This window comes from Ruegeria sp. C2, from assembly GCF_056537765.1.
Genome location: NZ_JBQFRZ010000005.1, coordinates 35,691 through 58,598, shown reverse-complemented (window position 1 = coordinate 58,598; position 22,908 = coordinate 35,691). Strand labels below are relative to the sequence as shown.

Here is a 22,908-nt window from a genome sequence, read left to right as displayed (position 1 = left end):
CAGCTTTGGCTGCGATCAGTTACCCTCTTTCCCCTATTCGTCGAATCCGAGCCTATACGTAATCAACCGTATAGACACCTGCTGTTTGGTTTCGCTTTCCTCTTAATCATCGGGGGGCCTGATTCCAGTGCGATTTTTTCTGTTGTGTTCTGAAAGGTTTCAGGCACCCCAACAGATCAAAAAAAGACTGACAACAGGAGTGTCAAAGTGTTCAAGAAAACCTCAATTACCGCATTTGCCGCGGCGGCCTTGATGGCACCAGCGGCATATGCAGAAGAGTTTATCACGATCGGAACTGGCGGCGTTACGGGTGTCTATTACCCAACGGGTGGCGCGATCTGCCGTCTGGTCAACAAGGGCCGGAAAGAACACGGGGTCCGGTGTTCGGTGGAGTCGACTGGGGGGTCGGTTTACAACATCAACACCATTCGCGAAGGCGAGCTTGAGTTTGGGGTGGCACAGTCGGACTGGCAGTACCACGCATTTAACGGCAGCTCGAAATTCGAAGAAGCCGGCCCGTTTGAGAACCTGCGTGCCGTGTTCTCGGTACATCCAGAGCCGTTTACGGTTGTGGCGCGTGCCGACGCGGGTATCACCAATTTTGAAGACCTGAAGGGTAAGCGCGTCAATATCGGCAACCCCGGTTCCGGTCAACGCGGCACCATGGAGGTTCTGCTGGGCGAAATGGGCTGGAGCACCGATGATTTCGAACTGGCGACCGAGCTGAAAGCGGCTGAACAGTCGGCAGCTCTGTGCGACAACCAGATCGATGCGATGGTTTACACCGTTGGTCACCCGTCCGGATCGATCCAGGAAGCGACCACCGCCTGTGACTCGGTTCTGGTGAACGTCAGCGGTGATGCAGTCAGCAAGCTGGTCGACGATAACTCGTTCTACCGCACAGCGACTATCCCAGGTGGCATGTACCGTGGTTCGGACGGCGACACCCAGACCTTTGGTGTTGGCGCGACCTTCGTGACCTCGGCAGATGTGTCGGACGACGCGGTCTATGCGGTTGTCAGCTCGGTCTTCGAGAACTTCGATGACTTTAAAAAGCTGCACCCGGCCTTCGCCAACCTGAAACCGGAAGAGATGATTGCGGACGGCCTGTCGGCACCGCTGCATCCGGGTGCTGAGAAGTACTACAAAGAAAAAGGCTGGATTCAGTAACCAGACCTGACGCGGGGCGCCTTTCGGGGCGCCCCGATTCATATCCGGGGTTAACCGGTGACAAGACGGCCATAAAAAACCAAGGCCGAAGGACGGGGAGATATTACCATGAGTTCCGACGACACACAGGGCAATCGCCCACTATCCGAAGAAGAGCTTCAGGATCTGGTCGCCTCATCCGATGCGGGTGCGCGTAATCCGGCTGGGAATGTGGGGCTGTTTCTGGCGATCGTTGCTGTCTTGTGGTCGGTGTTTCAGGTCGTGTTGGCCTCGCCCCTGTCGAATTACCTGCTGCCGGGCAGCGTAGTGAACAACTCGCGTCAGATTCATCTGGCCTTTGCGATGTTCCTGGCCTTTGCGGCCTATCCGGCGCTTAAATCCAGCCCGCGAAACTATATCCCTGTTCAGGACTGGATTATGGGGATCGTGGGCGCATTCCTGGCGCTGTACGGCTATTTCTTCTACCAAAAGATCGTCGATGCGGGCGGCCTGGCGGACGACACGGACAAGTGGTTTGCACTTGTCGGTCTGCTGCTTCTGTTCGAAGCCGCGCGTCGCGCACTTGGTCCCGCGATGGCCATCATCGCGACGATCTTTCTGGCCTACGTCTTCTTCGGCTCGTCCGATTGGGTCCCCGAAGTGATCCGTTGGAAAGGTGCCAGCCTGCAAAAGGCGATGAGCCATATGTGGATCACCTCCGAAGGTGTCTTTGGCATCGCGCTGGGCGTGTCGACCAAGTTCGTCTTCCTCTTCGTGCTGTTCGGTGCGCTGCTGGATAAGGCAGGCGCGGGCAACTACTTTATCAAGATGGCCTTTGGTGCGCTGGGCCACCTGCGCGGCGGACCGGCCAAGGCGGCTGTGGTGGGTTCAGCGGCGACTGGACTGATCTCGGGCTCGTCCATTGCGAACGTTGTGACCACCGGTACTTTCACCATCCCACTGATGAAGCGTGTGGGCTTTTCCAGCGAACAGGCTGGCTCGGTCGAGGTCGCCTCATCCGTGAATGGCCAGATCATGCCGCCGGTGATGGGCGCTGCTGCCTTCCTGATGGTGGAATATGTGGGCATCTCCTATGTCGAGGTGATCACCCACGCCTTCCTTCCTGCCGCAATCTCCTACATCGCGCTGGTCTATATCGTGCATCTTGAAGCGGTGAAGCGGAACATGCCGACGCTGGGCGACCGCGTTGTTTCGATGGGTCGTACGATTGGCGGCATGGCGCTGTTCTTCGTGGGCTTTGCCGGGCTGTGCTATGGCATCCAATACCCGATCAAGGCGATCATAGCGATCATGCCTGATGCGTCGGGACTGGTCCTGTCGGCGCTGATCGTGTTGGCTTATCTGTTCCTGTTGAAACTGGCCGCGGGGGTCGAGGATCTGGTTCCCGATGACCCCAACGCCAAAGAGGTCGAACTGCCGGTGATCGCCGAGATATACAAGGCCGGTCTGCATTACCTGCTGCCGATCATCGTGCTGGTCTACTTCCTGATGATCGAACAGAAATCGCCCGGTCTGTCCGCCTTCTGGGCAACCTCTCTGCTGTTCGTGATCCTGCTGACGCAAAAGCCACTCAAGTCCATCTTCCGGGGTGAGAGTGACACCGCGAATGCCTTTATGGCCGGTGTTGTAGATCTGTGGAACGGCCTGATTGACGGCGCGCGCAACATGATCGGTATCGCTTTGGCGACCGCTACAGCGGGCGTGATCGTGGGTACCGTGACGCTCACCGGTGTAGGTCAGGTGATGGCCGATCTTGTCGAGTTCCTGTCAGGCGGCAACCTGATTGCCATGTTGGCGCTGGTGGGTCTGCTGAGCCTGATTCTCGGCATGGGTCTGCCGACCACGGCGAACTATATCGTGGTCAGCTCGCTGATGGCGGGTGTGGTTGTCGAGCTGGGCGCGCAGGACGGTCTGATCGTGCCGCTGATCGCGGTGCATCTGTTCGTGTTCTACTTCGGTATCATGGCTGATGTGACACCGCCCGTGGGTCTGGCGAGCTTTGCGGCTGCCGCTGTTTCGGGCGGGGACGCGATCAAGACAGGCTTCACGGCTTTCTTCTATTCCCTGCGCACCGTAGCCCTGCCTTTCGTGTTCATCTTCAACACCGATTTGTTGCTGATCGATGTGGGCTGGGTGCAGGGCATCTTGGTGGCCGTCTCTGCGACCATCGCGATCCTGATCTTCACCGCCGGTACCATGGGCTGGTTCCTGACCAAGAACCGCATCTATGAAAGCGTCGCGCTGATCCTGATCGCTTTCGCGCTGTTCCGTCCGGACTTCTTCATGAACCGCATCGCACCGCCCTTTGCGCAGATCGAACCGGCACAGCTGACACAGGCCGTGGGCGAGGCTGCACCCGGCAGCACCATGCGGATCGAGGTCGCAGGTCCTGACTTTGACACCGGCAATATGACCGAAACCACAGTGGTTCTGGACATTCCGGAAGGGGCCGATGGTGCCGCGCGCGTTGACGCTCTGGGTTTGATCACGCTGGAAGAAGACGGCCTGATCAAACTGGACGAGCCGCTGTTTGGCACTCCGGTCGCGGATGAGCTGGACATGTTCGACTATTATGCTGACGACGCTGTTCGCATCACCAGCATTCAAGCCCCGCAGAGCCAGCCACCGAAAGAGCTGATCTTCATTCCGGCGCTGCTTCTGCTGGGTCTCATTGCCTTCCTCCAGCGCGGCCGCGCCGCGCGCGTCAACGAAGAAGAGGTCGTTACATCATGATTAAATCTGTCCTCTGTGCCGTGGATATCAGCAATGACGATCTGGATGCAGGCGTTCTGGAACGGGCAGCGGTGCTGGCCGATCTGGACGGCGCGCAGCTGGATGTGGTGACGGTTCTGCCGGATTTCGGCGAAAGCTGGGTCTCGGGCTTCTTCCAGCCCGAGTTCCATGAAAAGGCGGTGGAGGCGGCGCAAGAAAAGCTGATCCAGCTTTGCGCCCGCACGCTGGGCGAGGAGCGAAACGCCAGCATCCGCCATGTGGTCGCCACTGGCACCGCCTATCAGAAAATTCTCGAAACTGCCGAAGGCGCAGGCTCTGACCTCATTGTCATCGGAGCGCACAAACCAGACCTCAAGGACTACCTTCTCGGACCAAACGCGTCCCGCGTCATCCGACACTCAAACGCGTCCGTCTATGTGGTCAGATAGTGGTCAATTCGGTTTGAAAGTGTTTTTGTAACGAGTGTTTCGGTTTCCAAAAAACTTTCAAAGGTGAATTGCTATGAAAACCCTGTTGAAGACAACAGCGGCGATGGTCTTTGGCACCGTCGCCAGCATGGCTGTTGCACAAGACCCTGCGCCAGAATTTGGCTATGGCTGGGAAGACAAAGACTCGGTCACCGGGACCGAGTTCATGGTTTCCGCCGCAAACCCGATTGCCGCAAAAGCCGGATATGACGTGCTGTTGGCGGGAGGCACCGCCGCGGACGCGATGATCGCGGTTCAGTTGATGCTGAATCTGGTGGAGCCGCAATCCTCGGGCATCGGTGGCGGTGCGTTCATGTTGTATTGGGACGCCTCAGCCAAAACTCTGACCACCTTTGATGCGCGTGAAAAAGCACCCGCCAAGGCCACGCCCGAACGCTTTCTGTTACCGGACGGGGAAAAGATGCCGTGGCCCGAAGCTGTTGTAGGGGGTCAATCTGTCGGCGTGCCGGGCATTCTGCGCCTGATGGAAGTGACCCATAACCTTTATGGAAAGAAAGACTGGGCCTCGCTGTTTCAGTCCACCATCGATCAGGCCGAGCAGGGGTTCGAGGTCTCGCCCCGCATGGCAAATTCGATCCAAAGCACCATTGAGCGTGAGCGTTCTGTCGGTGTGTTCCCGGCGGGTAAAGCGTATTTTTTCAACGAAGATGGCACCCCGCTGCAGGCCGGGACGTTGCTAAGGAACCCCGAATTTGCGCAAACCCTGCGTATTCTGGCCGATCAGGGCGCGGGCGCTTTCTACAGCGGTCCGATTGCCGAGGATATGGTTGCTGCGGTTGCGGCGACTTCGAAAGTCGAAAACAACATCACGCTTGAGGATCTGGCCGCCTACCGGGTCAAAATCCGTCCCGCCGTCTGTGCCGATTATCGCGGCTATGACGTCTGCGGTATGGGCCCGCCGACCTCTGGTGGTCTGACCGTGGGGCAGATTCTGGGCATCCTGAGCAATTTTGACCTCAATGGTACCGGTTGGAACGCAGAGATGGCGCATCTCTATGCCGAAGCGGCCAAGCTTGCCTATGCTGACCGCGCGCTCTATATGGCCGATAGCGATTTTGTCGATGTACCGGTCAAGGGCCTGCTGGATAAGGATTATCTAAAGCTGCGCTCAGAAATGATCGACCCAGCAGCGGCTGGTGAGAAGCGCCAAGCGGGTGAGCCACCGCGTGATCACACTGCTCTGTTTGCACCGTCACAGAATCCGGATCGCCCCGGCACCAGTCACATCGTGATCCGCGATCAGTATGGCAACGCGCTGTCGATGACGACCACGATCGAAACCGCCTTTGGCAGTCGGGTCTTTGTGCGGGGCTTTCTGCTGAATAATGAGCTGACCGACTTTGATCGCGCACCCATGGATGGTGACCGGCTGGTGGCCAACCGGGTCGAAGGGGGCAAGCGTCCGCGCAGCTCGATGTCGCCAACCATCGTGATGAAAGAGGGTGAGCCCTATTTGCTGATCGGCTCACCCGGAGGCAGCCGCATCATCAATTATGTGGCCAAGACCATCATCGCGATCCTTGATTGGGACATGGACCCGCAGGATGCCATCGAAACGGGACATTTCGTGCATCGCAACGGGTCTTCGATGGATCTGGAGCAGGGAACATCCGCTGCAGAATTCGCGGATGCGTTGACCGGCAAGGGACATGAAGTGAAACAGGTCGACCTCAATAGCGGGTTGCACGCCATCCTGATCAAGGACGGGCAGTTGATCGGCGCTGCTGATCCGCGTCGCGAAGGCGTGGCTTTGGGCCAATAAACATGAACTGGAAAGGGGCTGCTGGACAATTGTACCACGCAGCCCTTTTCTCTTGCTTTATCAGCATACTCGTCCGATAGGGCGGTATGTTCAAAAGCCGCGCTATAACCTTCATTCTGATCACACTGATGATCGATGCCATCGGTATTGGCATCGTGTTCCCGATCATGCCCGATCTGATGGAACGCGTTGGGGCGGGTGATACCGGGCAAGGCGCCTTTTGGGGCGGTCTGCTGATGGCTGCTTATGCCGGGGCGCTGTTCCTGTGCGGGCCTATCGTGGGCAGCATTTCGGACGCGGTTGGCCGCAGGCCGATCCTGATCGCGGCGCTGACCATGTTGGCTCTGGACTATGTCATCATGGCGCTGGCCGAAACGTTTTGGCTGCTCCTTCTGGGGCGAACGCTCGCGGGGCTTGCGGGGGCGACCTATATCACCGCAACGGCTTACATCGCTGACATATCCTCACCGACCGAAAAGGCGGCGAATTTCGGCCTGATCGGGGCGGCCTTCGGGATTGGGTTTGTGCTTGGCCCAGCCATCGGCGGCATCGCTGCCGGGATCAGTATCACTGCGCCGTTCTGGATTGCCGCGGTTTTGTCCGCGGCCAACGCCCTGTTCGGAGTATTCGTCCTGCCCGAAAGCTTGAAACCAGAAAAGCGCCGCCCCTTTGGCAAGCGTGACCTGAACCCGTTCAAATCGATTTTTGACGCCTTCCGCTTTCCGGGGCTGGCGGTGCCGCTGCTGTGCATATTCATCTTTGAATTTGCCAACATGGTCTACCCCACCCTCTGGGCCTTCTGGATACGAGAGGTGTTTGGCTGGTCCACGCTCTATATCGGTCTGTCTCTGGCCGCATACGGTGTGCTTCTGGCCTTTGTCCAAGCGGGATTGATGCCGGTCTTCATTCGCTGGATCGGGGACTACCGGACCCTGCTGCTGGGGATGATTTCGGCTTTGATCGGAATGATCGGCTTTGGGTTTACCGTAACGGTTACGGCCCTTGTCATCTTTATTCTGCTGGCCGCGCTGTCCGACCTCGTGCCTGCCTTGATCACGGCTATGGCCTCGAACCAAGCGGACGAAGACCGGCAGGGCGTGGTGCAGGGGGTCATCGCGTCACTGTCTTCTGTGGCTGCGGTTCTGTCGCCTTTGGTGATGACCGGCATCTTTCAGGCGTCAGTCGATGGCGAAGGCACTTATCTGCCCGGCGCTCCCTTCTTTTTCTCGGCGGCTCTGGTTCTGGTGATGATGCCATTGGTGTTTCGTCTGCGCGGGCACGCATCGGTCTAATACGAAAAACGCACCCGCAGCGGACTGCGAGTGCGTTGAATTTTCAAGGCACGAGACGCTTACTGAATTTCACCCATGCAGAGATACTTCATCTCAAGGAAATCCTCAGTCCCGTATTTCGAACCTTCACGACCCAGACCGGACTGTTTGACGCCACCGAACGGAGCGACCTCGGTCGAGATCAGGCCGGTATTGACGCCAACCATGCCCGATTCCAGCGCCTCGGCGACACGCCAGACGCGCGCCAGATCGCGGCTGTAGAAATATGAGGCCAGACCGAACTCGCTGTCATTGGCCATGGCGACCACGTCGTCTTCTTCTTCGAACTTGAACAAGGGGGCAACGGGGCCAAAGGTTTCATCCTTCGCCACCACCATGTCTCGGGTCACGCCAGTCAGAACGGTGGGTTCAAAGAAGGTCCCGCCCAGATCCGAGCGTTTGCCGCCCAGAGTGACAGTCGCGCCTTTGGAGACCGCGTCCGATATATGTTCTTCGACCTTGGCAACCGCCGCGTCGTTGATCAACGGGCCTGTCGTGATGCCATCGCCAAAGCCGTCACCTACATTCAGCGCCTTGGTTTTTTCGGCCAGTTTGGCAGCAAACTCGTCATAGACGCCCGCCTGCACATAGATGCGGTTGGCGCAGACGCAGGTCTGACCGTTGTTGCGGAACTTGGCGATCATCGCGCCGTCAACGGCGGCATCCACATCGGCGTCGTCGAAGACGATGAAGGGTGCGTTGCCGCCCAGCTCAAGCGACATCTTCTTGATCGTGCCCGCAGCCTGACGCATCAGGATCTGGCCCACCCGGGTCGAGCCGGTGAAGGTGATCTTGGCAACCTTGTCGTTGGTGCACAGCTCATTGCCCACGCCCGAGCTGTCGGTGCCCGGGATCACGTTGAAGACGCCCGCCGGAATACCGGCACGTTCGCCCAATACCGCCATCGCCAGCGCCGAGAGCGGCGTCAGAGTTGCGGGACGTGCCACGAAGGTACAACCCACGGCCAGCGCCGGGCCAACCTTGCGGGCGATCATTGCATTGGGGAAGTTCCACGGTGTGATCGAGCCCACGACGCCCACAGGCTGTTTCAGCACCACGATGCGCTTGTCGCGCTGATGGCCGGGGATGACGTCGCCATAAACGCGTTTGGCCTCTTCCGAGAACCACTCGATGAAGGATGCGCCATAGAGAATCTCTCCGCGCGCTTCAGGCCAGGGTTTGCCCATCTCGGCGGTCAGGATCGTGGCTAGATCGTCGGCGTTTTCGACCATCAGATCGAACCACTTGCGCAGGATCGCAGCGCGTTCCTTGCCTGTCTGAGCGGCCCAGTCCTTCTTCGCGGCATAAGCGGCATCGATGGTCTGCGCGGTGCCTTCGATGCTGACATCGGTCACATTGGCGATCAGATCGCCTGTGGCCGGGTTGTGAACTGGGAAAGTCGCCTCACCCTCAACCCATGCGCCGTTGATATAGGCACGGGTTTCCAGAAGGCTGGGATCTTTCAGTTCCAGCTTGGTCACTTTGGTATCCAGCATGTTCAGGCTCCTTTGACAGCGTCGACCGAGGCTTCGAGGATATTCATGGCCTCGGCGAAGATCTCGTCCTGCACCGTCAGCGGTGCGAGGAAACGAATTACGTTCCCATATACGCCACATGTCAGCAGGATCAATCCGCGCTTGAGCGCTTCGGCGCGCACGGCGTTCGCCATGTCGGGGTTCGGGGCGCTGCCATCGGAGGTGTTGAACTCGGCCGCGACCATGAAGCCCGGGCCGCGAATGTCGACGATCTCGGGCGTACGGGCGCGGATGGATTCCAGACGCTGTTTCAGACGCGAACCCAACTCATTGGCGCGGGCGCACAGGTCTTCTTCTTCGATTACATCCATCACCGCATGGGCAGCGGCGATTCCCAGCGGGTTGCCGCCATAGGTGCCACCCAGACCACCGGGGTTTGCGGCATCCATCAGCTCGGCACGTCCGGTGACGGCAGCCAGCGGCAGGCCACCGGCCAGACCTTTGGCCATGGTGGTGATGTCTGCGGACACATCATAGGCATCCATCGCAAACAGGTTGCCGGTGCGGGCAAAACCGGTCTGAACTTCATCGGCGATCAGCACGATGCCGTGTTCATCACACAAGGTGCGCAGACCACGCATCAGCTCGGCAGGGGCGGGGTAGAAGCCGCCTTCGCCCTGAACCGGCTCGATGATAATCGCGGCAACGCGGCCCGGATCAAGATCGGCCTTGAACAGCTTGGTCAAAGCGCCCAGCGAATCCTCGACCGAGGTGCCGTGCAGCTCAACCGGGAAAGGGACGTGATAGGTGTCAGGCATCATCGCACCGAAGCCGGCTTTGTAAGGCTGAACTTTGCCGGTCAGGGACATGCCCATGAAGGTTCGGCCGTGGAAACTACCACCAAAGGCGATCACGGCGGGGCGGCCGGTGGCGGCGCGGGCGATCTTGACAGCGTTCTCGACCGCTTCGGCACCGGTGGTGACAAAGACGGTTTTCTTGGTGAAATCGCCCGGAACCTTCTCGTTCAGGCGCTCGGCCAGACGAATATAGGTCTCATAGGGCAGAACCTGATGGCAGGTATGGGTGAAGTTCGCGGCCTGTTTCTGCACGGCCTCCATCACCTTGGGGTGGCAATGCCCGGTATTCACAACGGCGATGCCTGCTGCGAAATCGATATAGCGTTTGCCCTCGACATCCCAGACCTCGGAGTTCACGGCACGGTCCACATAGACCTGCGTCTGCATTCCCACGCCCTGCGCGATCGAGGTGTTGCGGCGTTCAGCAATCTGAGCATTCAGCATCTTGCGTCCTTTCGGGTTATCGGGCGAGCGCGCCCGTAAATCTGACCGCGTGACTGTAGAGCCCACAGCCCCGAGCGAAAGCCTGTTTCTTGTGAATCATAAGTCCTTGATTTACGGTCCCGGCACCCCTCAAGTGATGCGGATAGTGAACATGAAGAACGCCAATCAGGATGATCTGACCCTCGGCTTGCGCCTGCGCACCCTGCGTGAACGGGCCGGCCTGTCACAACGGGCGCTGGCCAAAAAGTCGGATGTACCGAACTCCACCATCTCTTTGATCGAGTCCGGTAAGATGAACCCCTCCGTCGGTGCGTTGCGCCGGATATTGCAGGGTATTCCGATCGGCATGTCCGACTTTTTCTCGTTCGAGATCGAGCCCGAACAGACGGTGTTCTATGCCGCCGAAGAACTGACCGAGATTGGTAAGGGCGGGCTGTCGCTGCGGCAGGTGGGTTCGAACCTGCATGGCCGCGCGATGATGATCCTGCAGGAGACCTATGATCTGGGTGCCGACACGGGCCGCGTAATGTACGGGCATGAGGCGGAAGAGGGCGGCGTGGTGATCTCGGGCCGGGTCGAGGTCACTGTGGGCGATCAACGCAAGGTGCTGGGGCCTGGTGATGCCTATTACTTCGACAGCCGCACGCCGCATCGGTTCCGGCAGGTGGGGCCGGAAAAATGCCGGATCATCAGCGCCTGCACCCCGCCGACATTTTGACCGCCGATGCAGGAATCTCAGCACTATGCATCATAGTGTTGCAATATTCGTCGAGTTGATCCACAGTATGATGCATAGTGTGGGATTTTCCTGCATATTCCAACGGGCGACCCCCGCCCTATTCGGAGATATCGGATATGAAAAAGAAGCCTGCCACCCTGCCCCGCGGTTATCGCACCTGCACCGCATCGCTTGCTGTTTCGGACGTTCCCGCAGCGCTGCAGTTCTATGAAAAAGCCTTTGACGCCAAGATTCAGGCCTATGACGCGGAAGAGGCCCCCGGCTTTGCAGCCATCAAGATCGGCAACTCGATGCTGTTCGTCACCGCTGGCTGGGGCGCGCATGTCCCGTCCGTACCCGGCACCGTCATCCCGGTCGGCCATCATATGTATGTCGAAGATGCTGACGCCACGCTGACGACCGCCCTGGAAAATGGCGCGACGCTGATCGCAGACGCAAACGACACCTATTGGGGCGAGCGCTGCGCCACCGTTGCGGATCCGTTCGGTCATATCTGGACACTGGCGACACGGATCGAGAACCTGAAATCCGAGGATATCAGTGAGCGCCGCAAAGCGTTGTTCCGCGCCATTCAGGATCAGGATGCCGAGGCCGTGGCCGAATCCGTCGAGACAGCAGAGCAGACCGAGGCCGCGTGATCCTGACAGAGGTTGAACAACCGAAGGGTCGTGAGGTACCGGAATGGGTGTGTTCTTTAACAGGCTAATCATGAACGACGCACCCCTTCCCACTTTCACGATCCGCCAGAACGATCTGGCCATCCTCGCCGCCGAGAACCGGATCGGAGATTATCCGGTCGCCGTACGCACCGCCCGAGAGGTGGTCAGCGGCGGCTTTGCCAACCAGTCGGCGCATCCCAATACCTGGACAGTCTATTTTCTGGTCGACGGCCAATGGGCGCTGGTTGAATCCACGCGCGGGCTGCGGCGGGAATGGTCCAGCCTGGACCGGTTGGAAAAATGGCTGCGCAGCTGCGGCTTCCGGTTCTTCTGGGTGCGCAACGATATCGACTTTGTAGAAACGCTCGGCGAAGAGCCTACCGAGGAAGAGGCCGGATAAATCAACCGCCTGCGGATAGTGGGCTTGCGCTAACATACGGTTTTATGTTCCGATGAAGAACGCCGGGTCATAGCGGCGGTCGCAATCGGCAAGAAAATGAGAAGAAACGAAAAATGACCCCTTTTGCGATAACCGGAATCCAGATGCATGTCGGTGCGCTGCACTCGAATGTCGAGGCGATGCTGCATCGGATCGATGTGATGATGGCGCGGTTCCCCTGGACACAGATGGCTCTGTTCAGCGAGCTGGCCCCCTACGGCCCGCTCGACCGTTTTGCCCAGCCCTTTCCCAATGATGACTTGTCGCGGTTTCAGGATGCGGCGCGGCGTTATGGCATTTGGCTGATCCCCGGCTCGATGTTTGAAAAGCGCGAGGATGGGCGGGTTTTCAACACCTCGGTTGTGATCAACCCGGATGGTGAGATCGTCTCGAAATACTCCAAGATGTTCCCATTCAAGCCATATGAACAGAACATCGCATCGGGCACTGATTTCTGCATCTTTGACGTGCCGGATGTGGGCCGGTTTGGCCTTTCGATCTGCTATGATATCTGGTTCCCCGAAACCACCCGCCATCTGACCAGCCAAGGGGTCGAGGTGCTGCTGCACCCGGTTCTGACCGGCACCACCGATCGTGAAGCTGAGCTGTCGATCGCCAAGGCCACCGCGGCGCAGTTCCAATGCTACGTGTTTGACGTGAACGGTTTGGCCGCTGGTGGCGTTGGCCGTTCACTGGTCGTCGACCCGTCGGCCACCGTTCTGCACCAGTCCGCGGGGCAAGAGGATATCTTCCCGATTGAGATCGATCTGGACCAGGTTCGCCGCCAGCGCGAGGTCGGGCTGAAAGGCCTGGGTCAGGTTCTCAAAAGCTTCCGTGACCGCGAGGCGGATTTCCCGGTCTATGATCGCACCAGTGGGGCGGATGCCTATCTGCACACGTTGGGCCCGCTGCGCATTCCGCAAAAAGGCGACGCTGCCGGTGTTGCCGCATCCGACCCCAGAACGGCGCTGGGATATAGCGAAGACGCTGCGACCAAGCCCGATAATCTTTATCTCTACAAAGGGCGCTCTGGCACAGACTGATCCCGAGGCAGCTCTTCGGTATCGGTAGAAAGGACAAACTTCATGCACGGCATTTCCGACAGCGAAAAGCTCCACACCATCTCGGACTACTACAGCGCCTCACAGCTGAGGGCAGACCGATGGAGCGCGCTGCGGGAAACGGCCGAGTCGCTGGACCAGGGCGGAAGCGAAAAGGATCGAGATCGCGCACGGCAGTTGCTGCAGGCATTGGCCCCGATCGAGGTGTATTTCGCTTTCCCTGGGGGGTCGGCCTTCGACTATCTGCGCCGGCTGCTGGATCATGGCAATTTTTCCGATTTCTCGACTGCCGTGCGGCGGGTGTCGCGGGCGCTCACCTCGGGGGCTTATCGCCGCCGTTCTATCCCTCTGATCGCGGATGAAACCGAAGGCGATGAGTTCGAGGATGAAGCGGCCCAAAGCCATGAGGCCCGCGCGCTGGGGCGACCCTATTTCGAGGTGATGATCGTCGACAATGTCAACGAACATCAGGAACGGTTCTTGCAATCCAGTCTGCAGCGGATGCGCCGCAGCGAAGATCCGTTTATTTATGAAACCGTTGTCGTTCCCAGTGTCGAGGATGCGCTGATCGGGGTTCTATTCAATCAGAATGTGCAGGCCGTAATCGTTCGCCCGGGCCTGAGCTTGAAATCCAAGAACGAAACCAACGTGTTGGGCCGCTATATCAGCCTTTATGGCGAAGGCGCTGATCTTGATGCGTTGTCCCCCTCGGAATACGGACCTGAGACTTGCCGCCGGATTGGAATGTTGCGCCCCGAACTGGACGCCTACCTGATCACGGATCGCTCGGCCGAGGATATCGCCGGTCTCGATCTGGGCCTGTGTCGGCGGGTCTTTTACAATCAGGAAGACTTTCTGGAACTGCACCTGAACATCCTGCGTGGGGTGCAGCGGCGGTATAAGACACCGTTCTTCACGGCGCTCAAGGAATATTCCAAACAGCCCACAGGCGTGTTCCACGCCATGCCGATCAGCCGGGGCAAATCGATCAGCCGCAGCCATTGGATTCAGGACATGGGGGCGTTCTACGGATCGAACATCTTCATGGCCGAAACCTCGGCCACGTCTGGCGGGCTGGATTCGCTGCTGGAACCCAAGGGCCCGATCAAAGAGGCGCAAGAGGCTGCCGCCCGCGCATTCGGCTCTAAACAGACGTTTTTTGCCACCAACGGCACCTCGACCTGCAACAAGATCGTGGTGCAAGCACTGGTCAGGCCCGGCGATATCGTACTGGTCGACCGCGACTGCCACAAATCGCACCATTACGGAATGGTGCTGGCCGGGGCGAGCGTGGTCTACATGGACAGCTACCCGCTGCACGATTACTCGATGTACGGCGCGGTGCCGATCCGCGAGATCAAGCACAAGCTGCTGGCCTTGCGGGCCGAAGGCAAGCTGGATCAGGTCCGTATGGTGCTGCTGACCAACTGCACATTCGACGGCATCGTCTACAACGTGCAGCGGGTGATGCAGGAATGTCTGGCGATCAAGAAAGACCTCGTGTTCCTGTGGGACGAGGCGTGGTTCGGCTACGCCCGCTTTGCTCCCAACACACGGGTGCGCACCGCAATGCGCTCGGCCAATCTGCTGCGCGAGAAGTTCCGCACGGCAGAACATGCCGAGGCCTATGCTGCGCAGCAGGCAGAACTGGAGGGCGCGGATGATGAGACCCTGCTGAACACCCGCCTGATCGCGCCGCCGGATGCACGCGTTAGGGTCTATGCGACGCAGTCGACGCATAAAACGCTGACCGCGCTGCGGCAGGGTTCGATGATTCACGTCAATGACCAGCAGTTCAAAGGCGCGGTGGAAGAGGCCTTTCACGAGGCCTACATGACCCACACCTCGACCTCGCCCAATTATCAGATCATCGCCTCGCTGGATGTGGGGCGCAGGCAGGTCGAGATCGAAGGGTACGAGTTCGTCCAGCGGCAGGTCGAAAGCGCGATGGCAATCCGCCGCGCCGTAACCACGCATCCGCTGCTCAGGAAGTATTTCAAGCTGGTCACGGCGGGCGACATGATCCCCGAGGAATACCGTGAAAGCGGTATGACCAGCTATTTCGATCCAGATCAGGGCTGGGCGGATGTCTGGGATTGCTGGGCCAAGGACGAATTTGTTCTGGATGCCACCCGCATCACCTTGCATGTGGGCGCGACCGGCTGGGATGGCGATACCTTCAAGACCAAGATCCTGATGGATAAATACGGCATCCAGATCAACAAGACCTCGCGCAATACCGTGCTGTTCATGACCAATATCGGCACCACGCGCAGTTCCGTCGCTTATTTGATCGAGGTGCTGGTCGAGATCGCCAAGGAACTGGACGATCTGATGGACGATGCGTCCAAGATGGAGAAGCGCGCCTTTGACAAGCGGGTCAAAAACCTGATCGAACATGTCCCGCCATTGCCCGATTTCAGCCGGTTCCACGACGCTTTCCGCTGCGTCGAAGGCACCGAGGCAGGCGATATCCGCACAGCGTTTTTCCTGTCTTACGACGAAGACAATTGCGACTACGTTGAGCCCGACAAAGAAATGTTGGAACGGCTGGAGGCCGGGGAAGAGATGGTCTCGGCCACTTTCGTGATCCCCTATCCGCCGGGCTTTCCCATTTTGGTACCGGGGCAGGTGATCAGCCCCGAAATCCTCAAATTCATGCAGGAACTGGACGTGTCAGAGATCCACGGATTCCGTGCTGATCTGGGCCTGCGTATTTTTACCGAAGACGCTTTGAAATCAGTAAAGAACCCCTAAGGGGTCAGGGAGGACAACAATCATGCCAAAGAAGGTGCTGAAAAACATCTCGGAAATCCGTCGATATTTCCACACCAACAAGGACCCGATCTATTTTGTGTCGGCGACCAATTTCAACCTGTTGGGGCTGGATGAATGGGTGATGAATTTCACCTATATCTGCTACATGGATTGCTTTGACGGGCGGCATCCGAACGTGTTCGTGCCTTCTGAAATGCCGCATGATGAATTCCAGTCCATCGAAGACATCAATAATTATCTGCTACAGCACAAAGAGGTCATCGATCTGGTCAAACGGCGCGGAGGCAAGCCCAAGTTTGTTTTCCTGATGTTTGATGAGACCACCGAGGCGCTGGTCAAGGAGCTGGGTGGCCAGCTGTGGTTCCCCAAGGCCAAGCTGCGCACCAAATGCGACAACAAGATCGAAACCGTCCGCATCGGCAACAAGGCAGGTGTTCCTTCCGTGCCCAACACGCTGAGTGTGGTTAAAAGCTATGATCACCTAAGGAAGATCTGCGACAAGGCCGGGCTGGGCCACGATCTGGTGCTGCAATCGGCCTTTGGCGACAGTGGGCATACGACGTTTTTCATCAAGTCCGAAGCTGATTTCAACAAGCACAAGGATGAGATCGTCGGAGAGGGCGAGATCAAGATCATGAAGCGGATCGACTGTCGCGGGGCGGCGATCGAGGCCTGCGCAACCTCGGAAGGCACGATTGTGGGCCCGCTGATGACCGAGCTTGTGGGCTTCAAGGAACTTACCCCCTATCGCGGCGGCTGGTGCGGGAATGAAATCTTCTCGACCGCCTTTCCACCGAAAGCACGTGAACAGGCACGGCAACTGACCTTTCAATTTGGTGAGGAACTCCGCAAATCCGGGTATCGAGGCTATTTCGAACTCGACTTCCTGATCGATAAGAAAACCGACGAACTGTGGCTGGGCGAATTGAACCCCCGCATCACTGGCGCCAGTTCGATGACCAACCACGCGGCCTTTGCCCATGCCGACGCGCCGCTGTTCCTGTTCCATTTGTTGGAGTTCAGCAAGAAACCCTTCAAGCTGGATGTAGAGGAACTCAACGCCCGCTGGGCTGATCCGGATATGATAGACAGCTGGTCGCAGATGGTGATCAAGCACACCGATGACAGTGTCGATCGTATCACGCAGGCCCCGCAATCCGGCATCTACAAGATGCTGGAAGATGGCCGCGTCGTGTTCGACCGGTTCGACTATCACCGCCGCGCGGTGGGCGAGAACGAAGCGTTCTTCCTGCGTATCTCGAATGTCGGCGATTATCGCTATGAAGGCGCTGATCTGGGTATTCTGGTGACGCGCGGGCGGTCGATGACCAAAGGCTTCAAGCTGACGGACAAGTCGAAGAAATGGATCCATGGCATCACCTCGGCCTATACGGCTGAACCCCTGCCTGCTGCGCAACCGATGCAAGACCCCGCGTTCAAGATCATGTAGAAAGCCCCATGGCGCTTGTTTTTCGCTCAATCGACGAGGAACAGCCCGGTCCCAAGCTGGCCGGGCTGTTTGCCGAATACTGGCCCGCCTATCGCGATTGGTGGGCGCAAGAGGGGTATTCGGCCCGTCCCACCTATCGCGAATGCCTGCGCGCGTTGCAAAAGCACATGCCCGAGATTCTGCCGCTCTATGAAGAGGTGGTCGAACTGGTCGGAGGCAGCGATAGCCAGGCGCGGTTTCTCAGCTTCTACTGCCCGCCGAAATACCTGTCGGGCTGCAGTCAGGCGATCTGGCGTGGCAAGACCCCGTTTCTGGTGCGCAATTATGATTACCATCCGAGAATCTTCGATGCGGCACTGCTGAAAACCCACTGGGGCGGGCGCGGTGTGATCGGGATGAGCGACGGAGTTCTCGGTCTACTTGATGGGATCAACGATGCCGGTCTGACCGTTTCGCTGACATTTGGCGGGCGGCGTGAAGTCGGCGACGGTTTTGGCGTTCCATTGATCTTACGCTATGTGCTGCAAACCTGCGAGACGACGGCTGAGGCGGTCGACTGCCTGTGCCGCATCCCCTGCCACATGAGCTATAATGTCACCGTATTGGATGCGAAACATAACCACAGCACGGTTTACCTTGCCCCGGACCGGCATCCGCAGATTTCGGATGTGCCGGTGGCGACGAACCATCAGGGCCAGGTCGAATGGTCCAAACACGCGCGGTTTACAGCGACGGTCGAACGCGAACGCTTTCTTTTGAACCGGCTGAACCAGCACCCGGAAAGCGAAAAGCGTTTTATCGACGCCTTCCTGCGCCCGCCGCTTTATTCCACCGCGTTCAAATCCGGGTTCGGAACGCTTTACACAGCCGTCTACCGACCCGCAAAAAAGCAGCTGCAACTGCTGTGGCCCGGGGCTTCGTGGGATTTGTCTTTCGATGAGTTCTCGGAAGGTGAGTTCAGCCTGTTGCTGCCTGATGAGGCCGAGGCCGCGTATTGACGTGCCCGCTGGCCGAATGATCAGGATTATGCGATCCTTGTTTCTGAGCGTCCAAAGCCTTGATTTCTGGCGATCTTAACTTGTTGAACGGGATATGACCCATGCGCTGCCTGATCGTGACCACCATGCGCAACGAAGGCCCGTTCATTCTGGAATGGATTGCTTATCATCGGGCCATTGGCGTTACGGATTTCCTGATCTTCAGCAATGATTGCGAAGACGGAACCGATGAGATTCTGGATCGATTACACGCGCTAAAGATCGTCTGCCACAAGCCCAACCCGCGCAAAGGCAAGAAAACGGTGCAGTGGCAGGCCCTGAGCCGCGCATCGAACCACCGGCTGGTCGAGCAGGCCGATTGGATATTGGTATCGGATGTGGATGAGTTCCTGTGCATTCACGAAGGCAGCGGCCAGATCGCCGATCTGATTGCGGCGCGGCCCGATGCGGATGGGTTTGCTGTACCGTGGCGGATGTTCGGGCATAATCAGCAAGTTGCCTTTCAGGATCAGCCGATGACGCGCCTCTTCACTCGCGCGGCCCCTGCAACATTGCTATGGCCATGGCGTGCGGTGCAGTTCAAGACACTGTTCCTTGCTGATCAGCGGCTGGACCGGCTGGGCGTGCACAGGCCCCGGTTAAAGGACGGTGCGGAATTCAACATGGTTGATGGCAATGGTGATCCGGCCCCTGCCATACCCGGCACGGTCATTCCCAGCGTCGTGCCGAGATATGGGTTGGCGCAGGTGAACCACTACGCTCTGGGTTCGGTCGAGAACTATCTGGTCAAGGCCGAACGGGGTCGCCCCAATCACAGCGAAGACCCGATTGATCTGGCCTATTGGATCGACCGCGATTTCAATCAGATCGAAGATACCGCGATCCTGCGCCACGCCGATGCGATTGCCGACGGCATGGCCGAGCTGCGCGCCGACCCCGAACTGGATCAATTGCACACCCGATCCGTTGCGTGGCGGCACCAACGCATCAAAACGCTAATGCAGGAATCAGAGATGTTCTACACGCACGCGCGCCTCTGTCAGATCGGCCCGACGCGCGTTCTGCCGATGACCGCACAGCGTCGCATGTGGAGCCAGCTCATGTCGATCCGACGAGCGATCCACGCCGAGAAACAGGCGCGTGAGCAGGACGGCTAATCGGCCACCTCAGCTTCGGTGCGCTCGGGCATGAAAATCGCGTCAGGTTGGTCAGGCGCGGAAATCTTTTCGTAGAGGCGTGCATATTCAGGCAGGGCCTTCAATTCGGCCACCTTACGTTTATGCGTCTCGACAGCTGACTTGTGCAGCGCCGCGATCTCGGCATCGGCCATAATCCGATACAGTTCTTCGCGGGCACGTGGCACATGCTGTTGAATTCGGGCGTCACGTTCACTGTTATAGTTCCGGCGGTCCCAGTAATACCCGCCCATATCTTCATCGACATGGTTCACCCGCCCCCGATCACGCTTGACCAGATAGCTGTCGGCAGATCGCAAAGTGTAGTGGTTCAGCGTGACGAGATCATAACCCAGCGACCGTTTGGTCGATCGCCAGCTGTTTGAGGCATGCACCTGTTCCGGCATTTCCAGACCAGATCCATTAACCCACCGTATCTCAGACAGCCGATCTTCGTCCGGGCTCAGCGGCCTGTGAACGCCGAGCTTGGCATAGGGCGCAGATTTGTGGACCATTGTCTTGAAGCCCCAGCCCATGCGCGGCTTAGGGATGAATTGAGGCGCGCAGCGGTCGAAGGTTTCGATGACCCACTTGTCTTCGAAATCGGTAACGTCCGCATTCCCGAACAGCTTCCATGTCATCGAGATCAGGTTCGGTTCATTCATCGCCGCGAACAGCTCGGGCATGGTACCATCACCCACATGGATGTTTATGAACTCGTCACAATCCATGCACATGTACCAATCCGCATCCGAGATCAGAGGATGGGTGATCGCATGGTTCAGCGCTCCGCGTTGCGGTTTTTGCCCTTTGTCTGACTTGAATGGATTGTCCAGTCGCGTCACATATCCCAGCGCCTGCAAGCGGTCCAGCAGCTCAACCGTCTCATCGGTACAGCCATTGGTATAAATCAGAAAATCCGTCACCCCGATCGAGCGATGATAGGCGACCCATTCCAGTAGAAAAGGTGCCTCATTCCGCATTGTTGTTACAAGCGTGATCTTATCGCGTGAGAGGGGGGGGACGGGTTTGAGGGGCGAGAATAGTGTTTCGACACGTTTCTTGATGCTCTCATAAGCTTCTTGCGCGTCGTCTCCCAGTAGGATGGGATGACCGGAGGCTTGCAGAACTTCAGCTTGCGGTTCCGGTTCTTCGGGTGGTGTCGGTTGGGGCTGATCGCTGACAAAGGGCTCACCTGTCAGCGCGGTATGGGAAAGTGGTGCAAAATCTGGTTGAACGTCGTCCGATACACTGTGGGACAGGATGTCTTGCGACAGGATCTGGTAGAGCTGGTTGTATTCAGGCAGGTCTTTCAGGGCGTTAATCCGTGCGCGATGCCAGTTGCAGCTTGCCTCATGCAATTCTGCCAATCGTTGGTCCGCGAGCAGTTCATCACGTACAGGCTTGGATTTCTCGAAATGTGACCGGATAGAGGTGTCCTGTTCGTCATTGCGGTTGTGGATATTCCAATACCCGATGCCTTGCTCGCGGTTGATGTGATTGGTGCGGCCCCGGTCGCGTTTGACCAGATAGCTGTCCAGCGACCGGATCGAGTAATGGTTCAGCGTTACCAGATCGTAGCCCCAGCTTTCCAGCGACGACCGCCAGCCCTTTTCGTGATAACGGTCGGGCATCTGTCGGCCCGATCCGTTGACCCAATGGGGCATGATCTCTGTCACCGGCTCCAATGGACGGTGGATGCCGAATTTTGAATAGCTCGACGGTCTGCGGGCGAAGGTTTTGAAGCCCCAGTTGTGATGGGGCACGCGCACTTTCTGCGGGGCGCAGCGGTCAAACTGAAGCGGCACAGGGTTATCAGCGAAATCGACAACACCGGAACAACCGAAGAACCGCCAGGTCATCGCGATAAGCTCAGGATTTCCAGTGGCGTTCATGAGGGATCGCAAGGTGCCCTCGGGCGTGTGGATGTTGATATATTCATCCACGTCAAAAACCATGTAAGCATCTGCCGCCTGAATCACCGGATGATCCTGCGCCAATGCCAGCGCCACTCGTTGCGGCCGTTCACCTTTGTCTATGCATGCTGGGTTGTCGACGCGAGTGACCAGCCCGCGTTCAGCAAGACAGTCAAGAATCTCATCTGTGCCGTCCGAGCAGTCGTTGGTGTAGATCAGGAAATGGGTAAATCCCAGCCACAGATGATAAGCGACCCAATCCAGAATATAGGGCCCCTCGTTCTTCATGGTTGTCACCCCAACAACCGATTTCAGGGGTGCAGTATCGCTGACCGCGGGTGTGGCCGCCGCATATTGCTTGCCGTCGATCTCTTCCCGAAACACCTTGGCAAAGGCGCTATTGGGATCGGGGTTTGGATAATCCCGCAATGGAGCATTCAGCGGGTTGATCTTGTGCTTGATTAGCAATTGCCCCAGCAGACCGGTCGGATCGGGTACACCCTTGTAATGCTCGGCCAGAAACTTGCGCATTCGCCGACCGTACAGATGCACCGAATAGGTATTGTCGGTGACGTAATCGCTGATCCGGTTGTTGGGCTTTACGATCTTGCGACGGTCTTTGAAGGTGTAGGGATAGAGCCCCTCCTGTGGGAAGGCATAGCGATCTTCGCCGGTCTTGTGCAGGAAGTGCGAGACCGCATGCGGCCCCCAGACACCCCATGGCTGTTCGCCAGCGTGAACCGGGTTGCCTGCGGCTTTCTTCTCTTCCAGTTCCTTGACGTATTTCTCGCCATACCAAGTCGGGATGGCAAATTCGTCCGAGCAATGATCCAGCAGCAGACGCAGCGCTTCGCTATCGCGGGGCAGGCCTAATACACCACCATTGATGTGCTTCTTGCTTTCCCAGCCAAAGAAATGGCCGGTCTCGGTAACGAAGGGTTTGCGGCAATAGGCGTCCGTGTCGGCCCAGATCATTCGGTCGGCGTCACGTAGCATGTGGTATCGGAACAGATCGGAATGCAGCGCAGGCGAGCCGGTGCGTTCGTGTACCAGAAACCCGGTTTCAGGCAGGACATCGGCGGCATCGCGAAACTCGACCCCGTTCGGCACGCGATCGACATCCTCGTAGGTGTAGAGGATGGTATGGTGCCCCGCATCGAGGAAAGACTGAACGCAGAGCTGCTCGAGAAAGCTCAGCGAACCGCGCATCCACAGCATGCCGATTTGGTGAAGGTCTGTCATGTTACGCTCTGCAACCTCGCCTGAGCCGTCAGGGGACCCCGTCGACCTGTTTTTGGCAACTCTATTGGATCAGGTGGGGTGCGTCCAGCAAGCCTCAGCGAAAAGACGGGCAACAAAACATCGCTAGAATTCAGATGGTGTTGTGGATAGATGTAACTGCAACAAGGCGCAGCTTTCCGCCAACAATAAGC

At 58.0% G+C, this 22,908-nt stretch carries 16 protein-coding genes; 13 read left to right on the top strand and 3 right to left on the bottom strand.

Annotated features, from left to right (window positions below):
* Positions 1–207 precede the first annotated feature (207 nt).
* The 5 genes from ACR0IV_RS15445 (at position 208) to ACR0IV_RS15425 (ending at position 7,445) form a co-directional block, all read left to right on the top strand.
* Entirely contained in the window at positions 208–1,170 is a 963-nt protein-coding gene (locus ACR0IV_RS15445) for a TAXI family TRAP transporter solute-binding subunit (RefSeq protein ID WP_480660656.1), read from the top strand.
* Positions 1,171–1,278: 108 nt separating this feature from the next.
* The gene (locus tag ACR0IV_RS15440) at positions 1,279–3,903 is read left to right on the top strand and encodes a TRAP transporter permease (RefSeq protein WP_480660654.1); all 2,625 of its coding nucleotides are present in this window, start codon (positions 1,279–1,281) and stop codon (positions 3,901–3,903) included.
* Complete coding sequence (locus ACR0IV_RS15435) at positions 3,900–4,331, top strand: universal stress protein (RefSeq protein WP_480471270.1); 432 nt, start codon at positions 3,900–3,902, stop codon at positions 4,329–4,331. The genes ACR0IV_RS15440 and ACR0IV_RS15435 overlap by 4 nt, the downstream gene beginning before the upstream one ends.
* A gap of 73 nt (positions 4,332–4,404) precedes the next feature.
* A complete protein-coding gene (gene ggt, locus ACR0IV_RS15430; RefSeq protein WP_480471269.1) occupies positions 4,405–6,153 on the top strand; it encodes a gamma-glutamyltransferase in 1,749 nt (582 codons plus the stop codon).
* Between the two features lie 86 nt (positions 6,154–6,239).
* Positions 6,240–7,445 (top strand): MFS transporter, encoded by a 1,206-nt coding sequence (locus tag ACR0IV_RS15425; RefSeq protein ID WP_480660651.1) that lies wholly within the window; start codon positions 6,240–6,242, stop codon positions 7,443–7,445.
* Positions 7,446–7,504: 59 nt separating this feature from the next.
* Here ACR0IV_RS15425 and ACR0IV_RS15420 read toward each other — a convergent pair whose 3' ends face one another.
* Both ACR0IV_RS15420 and ACR0IV_RS15415 read right to left on the bottom strand, forming a co-directional pair.
* On the bottom strand, positions 7,505–8,980 hold the full coding sequence (locus ACR0IV_RS15420; RefSeq protein ID WP_480660649.1) for an NAD-dependent succinate-semialdehyde dehydrogenase: 1,476 nt from the start codon (positions 8,978–8,980) through the stop codon (positions 7,505–7,507).
* Positions 8,981–8,982: 2 nt separating this feature from the next.
* Positions 8,983–10,260: a 4-aminobutyrate--2-oxoglutarate transaminase gene (locus tag ACR0IV_RS15415; RefSeq protein ID WP_480660647.1), complete on the bottom strand. Its 1,278-nt coding sequence runs from the start codon at positions 10,258–10,260 to the stop codon at positions 8,983–8,985.
* A 151-nt stretch (positions 10,261–10,411) separates the two neighbouring features.
* Here ACR0IV_RS15415 and ACR0IV_RS15410 point away from each other — a divergent pair, with 151 nt between their 5' ends.
* The 8 genes from ACR0IV_RS15410 to ACR0IV_RS15375 all read left to right on the top strand — a co-directional run bounded on the left by ACR0IV_RS15410 (position 10,412) and on the right by ACR0IV_RS15375 (position 19,541).
* The gene (locus tag ACR0IV_RS15410; RefSeq protein ID WP_480660645.1) at positions 10,412–10,978 is read left to right on the top strand and encodes a cupin domain-containing protein; all 567 of its coding nucleotides are present in this window, start codon (positions 10,412–10,414) and stop codon (positions 10,976–10,978) included.
* A gap of 137 nt (positions 10,979–11,115) precedes the next feature.
* Positions 11,116–11,637, top strand: a complete 522-nt coding sequence (locus tag ACR0IV_RS15405) for a VOC family protein (RefSeq protein ID WP_480660643.1) — start codon at positions 11,116–11,118, stop codon at positions 11,635–11,637.
* Between the two features lie 70 nt (positions 11,638–11,707).
* Complete coding sequence (locus ACR0IV_RS15400) at positions 11,708–12,058, top strand: hypothetical protein (RefSeq protein ID WP_480660641.1); 351 nt, start codon at positions 11,708–11,710, stop codon at positions 12,056–12,058.
* A 113-nt stretch (positions 12,059–12,171) separates the two neighbouring features.
* Positions 12,172–13,140: a carbon-nitrogen hydrolase family protein gene (locus ACR0IV_RS15395; RefSeq protein ID WP_480471262.1), complete on the top strand. Its 969-nt coding sequence runs from the start codon at positions 12,172–12,174 to the stop codon at positions 13,138–13,140.
* 42 nt (positions 13,141–13,182) lie between these two features.
* Positions 13,183–15,915 (top strand): aminotransferase class I/II-fold pyridoxal phosphate-dependent enzyme, encoded by a 2,733-nt coding sequence (locus ACR0IV_RS15390; RefSeq protein ID WP_480660639.1) that lies wholly within the window; start codon positions 13,183–13,185, stop codon positions 15,913–15,915.
* A gap of 22 nt (positions 15,916–15,937) precedes the next feature.
* Positions 15,938–17,386: a biotin carboxylase gene (locus ACR0IV_RS15385; protein ID WP_480660637.1), complete on the top strand. Its 1,449-nt coding sequence runs from the start codon at positions 15,938–15,940 to the stop codon at positions 17,384–17,386.
* Between the two features lie 8 nt (positions 17,387–17,394).
* On the top strand, positions 17,395–18,384 hold the full coding sequence (locus ACR0IV_RS15380; RefSeq protein WP_480660635.1) for a C45 family autoproteolytic acyltransferase/hydolase: 990 nt from the start codon (positions 17,395–17,397) through the stop codon (positions 18,382–18,384).
* A gap of 101 nt (positions 18,385–18,485) precedes the next feature.
* Positions 18,486–19,541 (top strand): glycosyltransferase family 2 protein, encoded by a 1,056-nt coding sequence (locus tag ACR0IV_RS15375; protein WP_480660633.1) that lies wholly within the window; start codon positions 18,486–18,488, stop codon positions 19,539–19,541.
* Here ACR0IV_RS15375 and ACR0IV_RS15370 read toward each other — a convergent pair.
* Positions 19,538–22,717 carry a glycosyltransferase family 2 protein gene (locus ACR0IV_RS15370; RefSeq protein WP_480660631.1) on the bottom strand — a complete coding sequence of 1,060 codons (3,180 nt, stop codon included), beginning with the start codon at positions 22,715–22,717 and terminating at the stop codon, positions 19,538–19,540. The genes ACR0IV_RS15375 and ACR0IV_RS15370 overlap by 4 nt on opposite strands.
* Between the last annotated feature and the right edge of the window lie 191 nt (positions 22,718–22,908).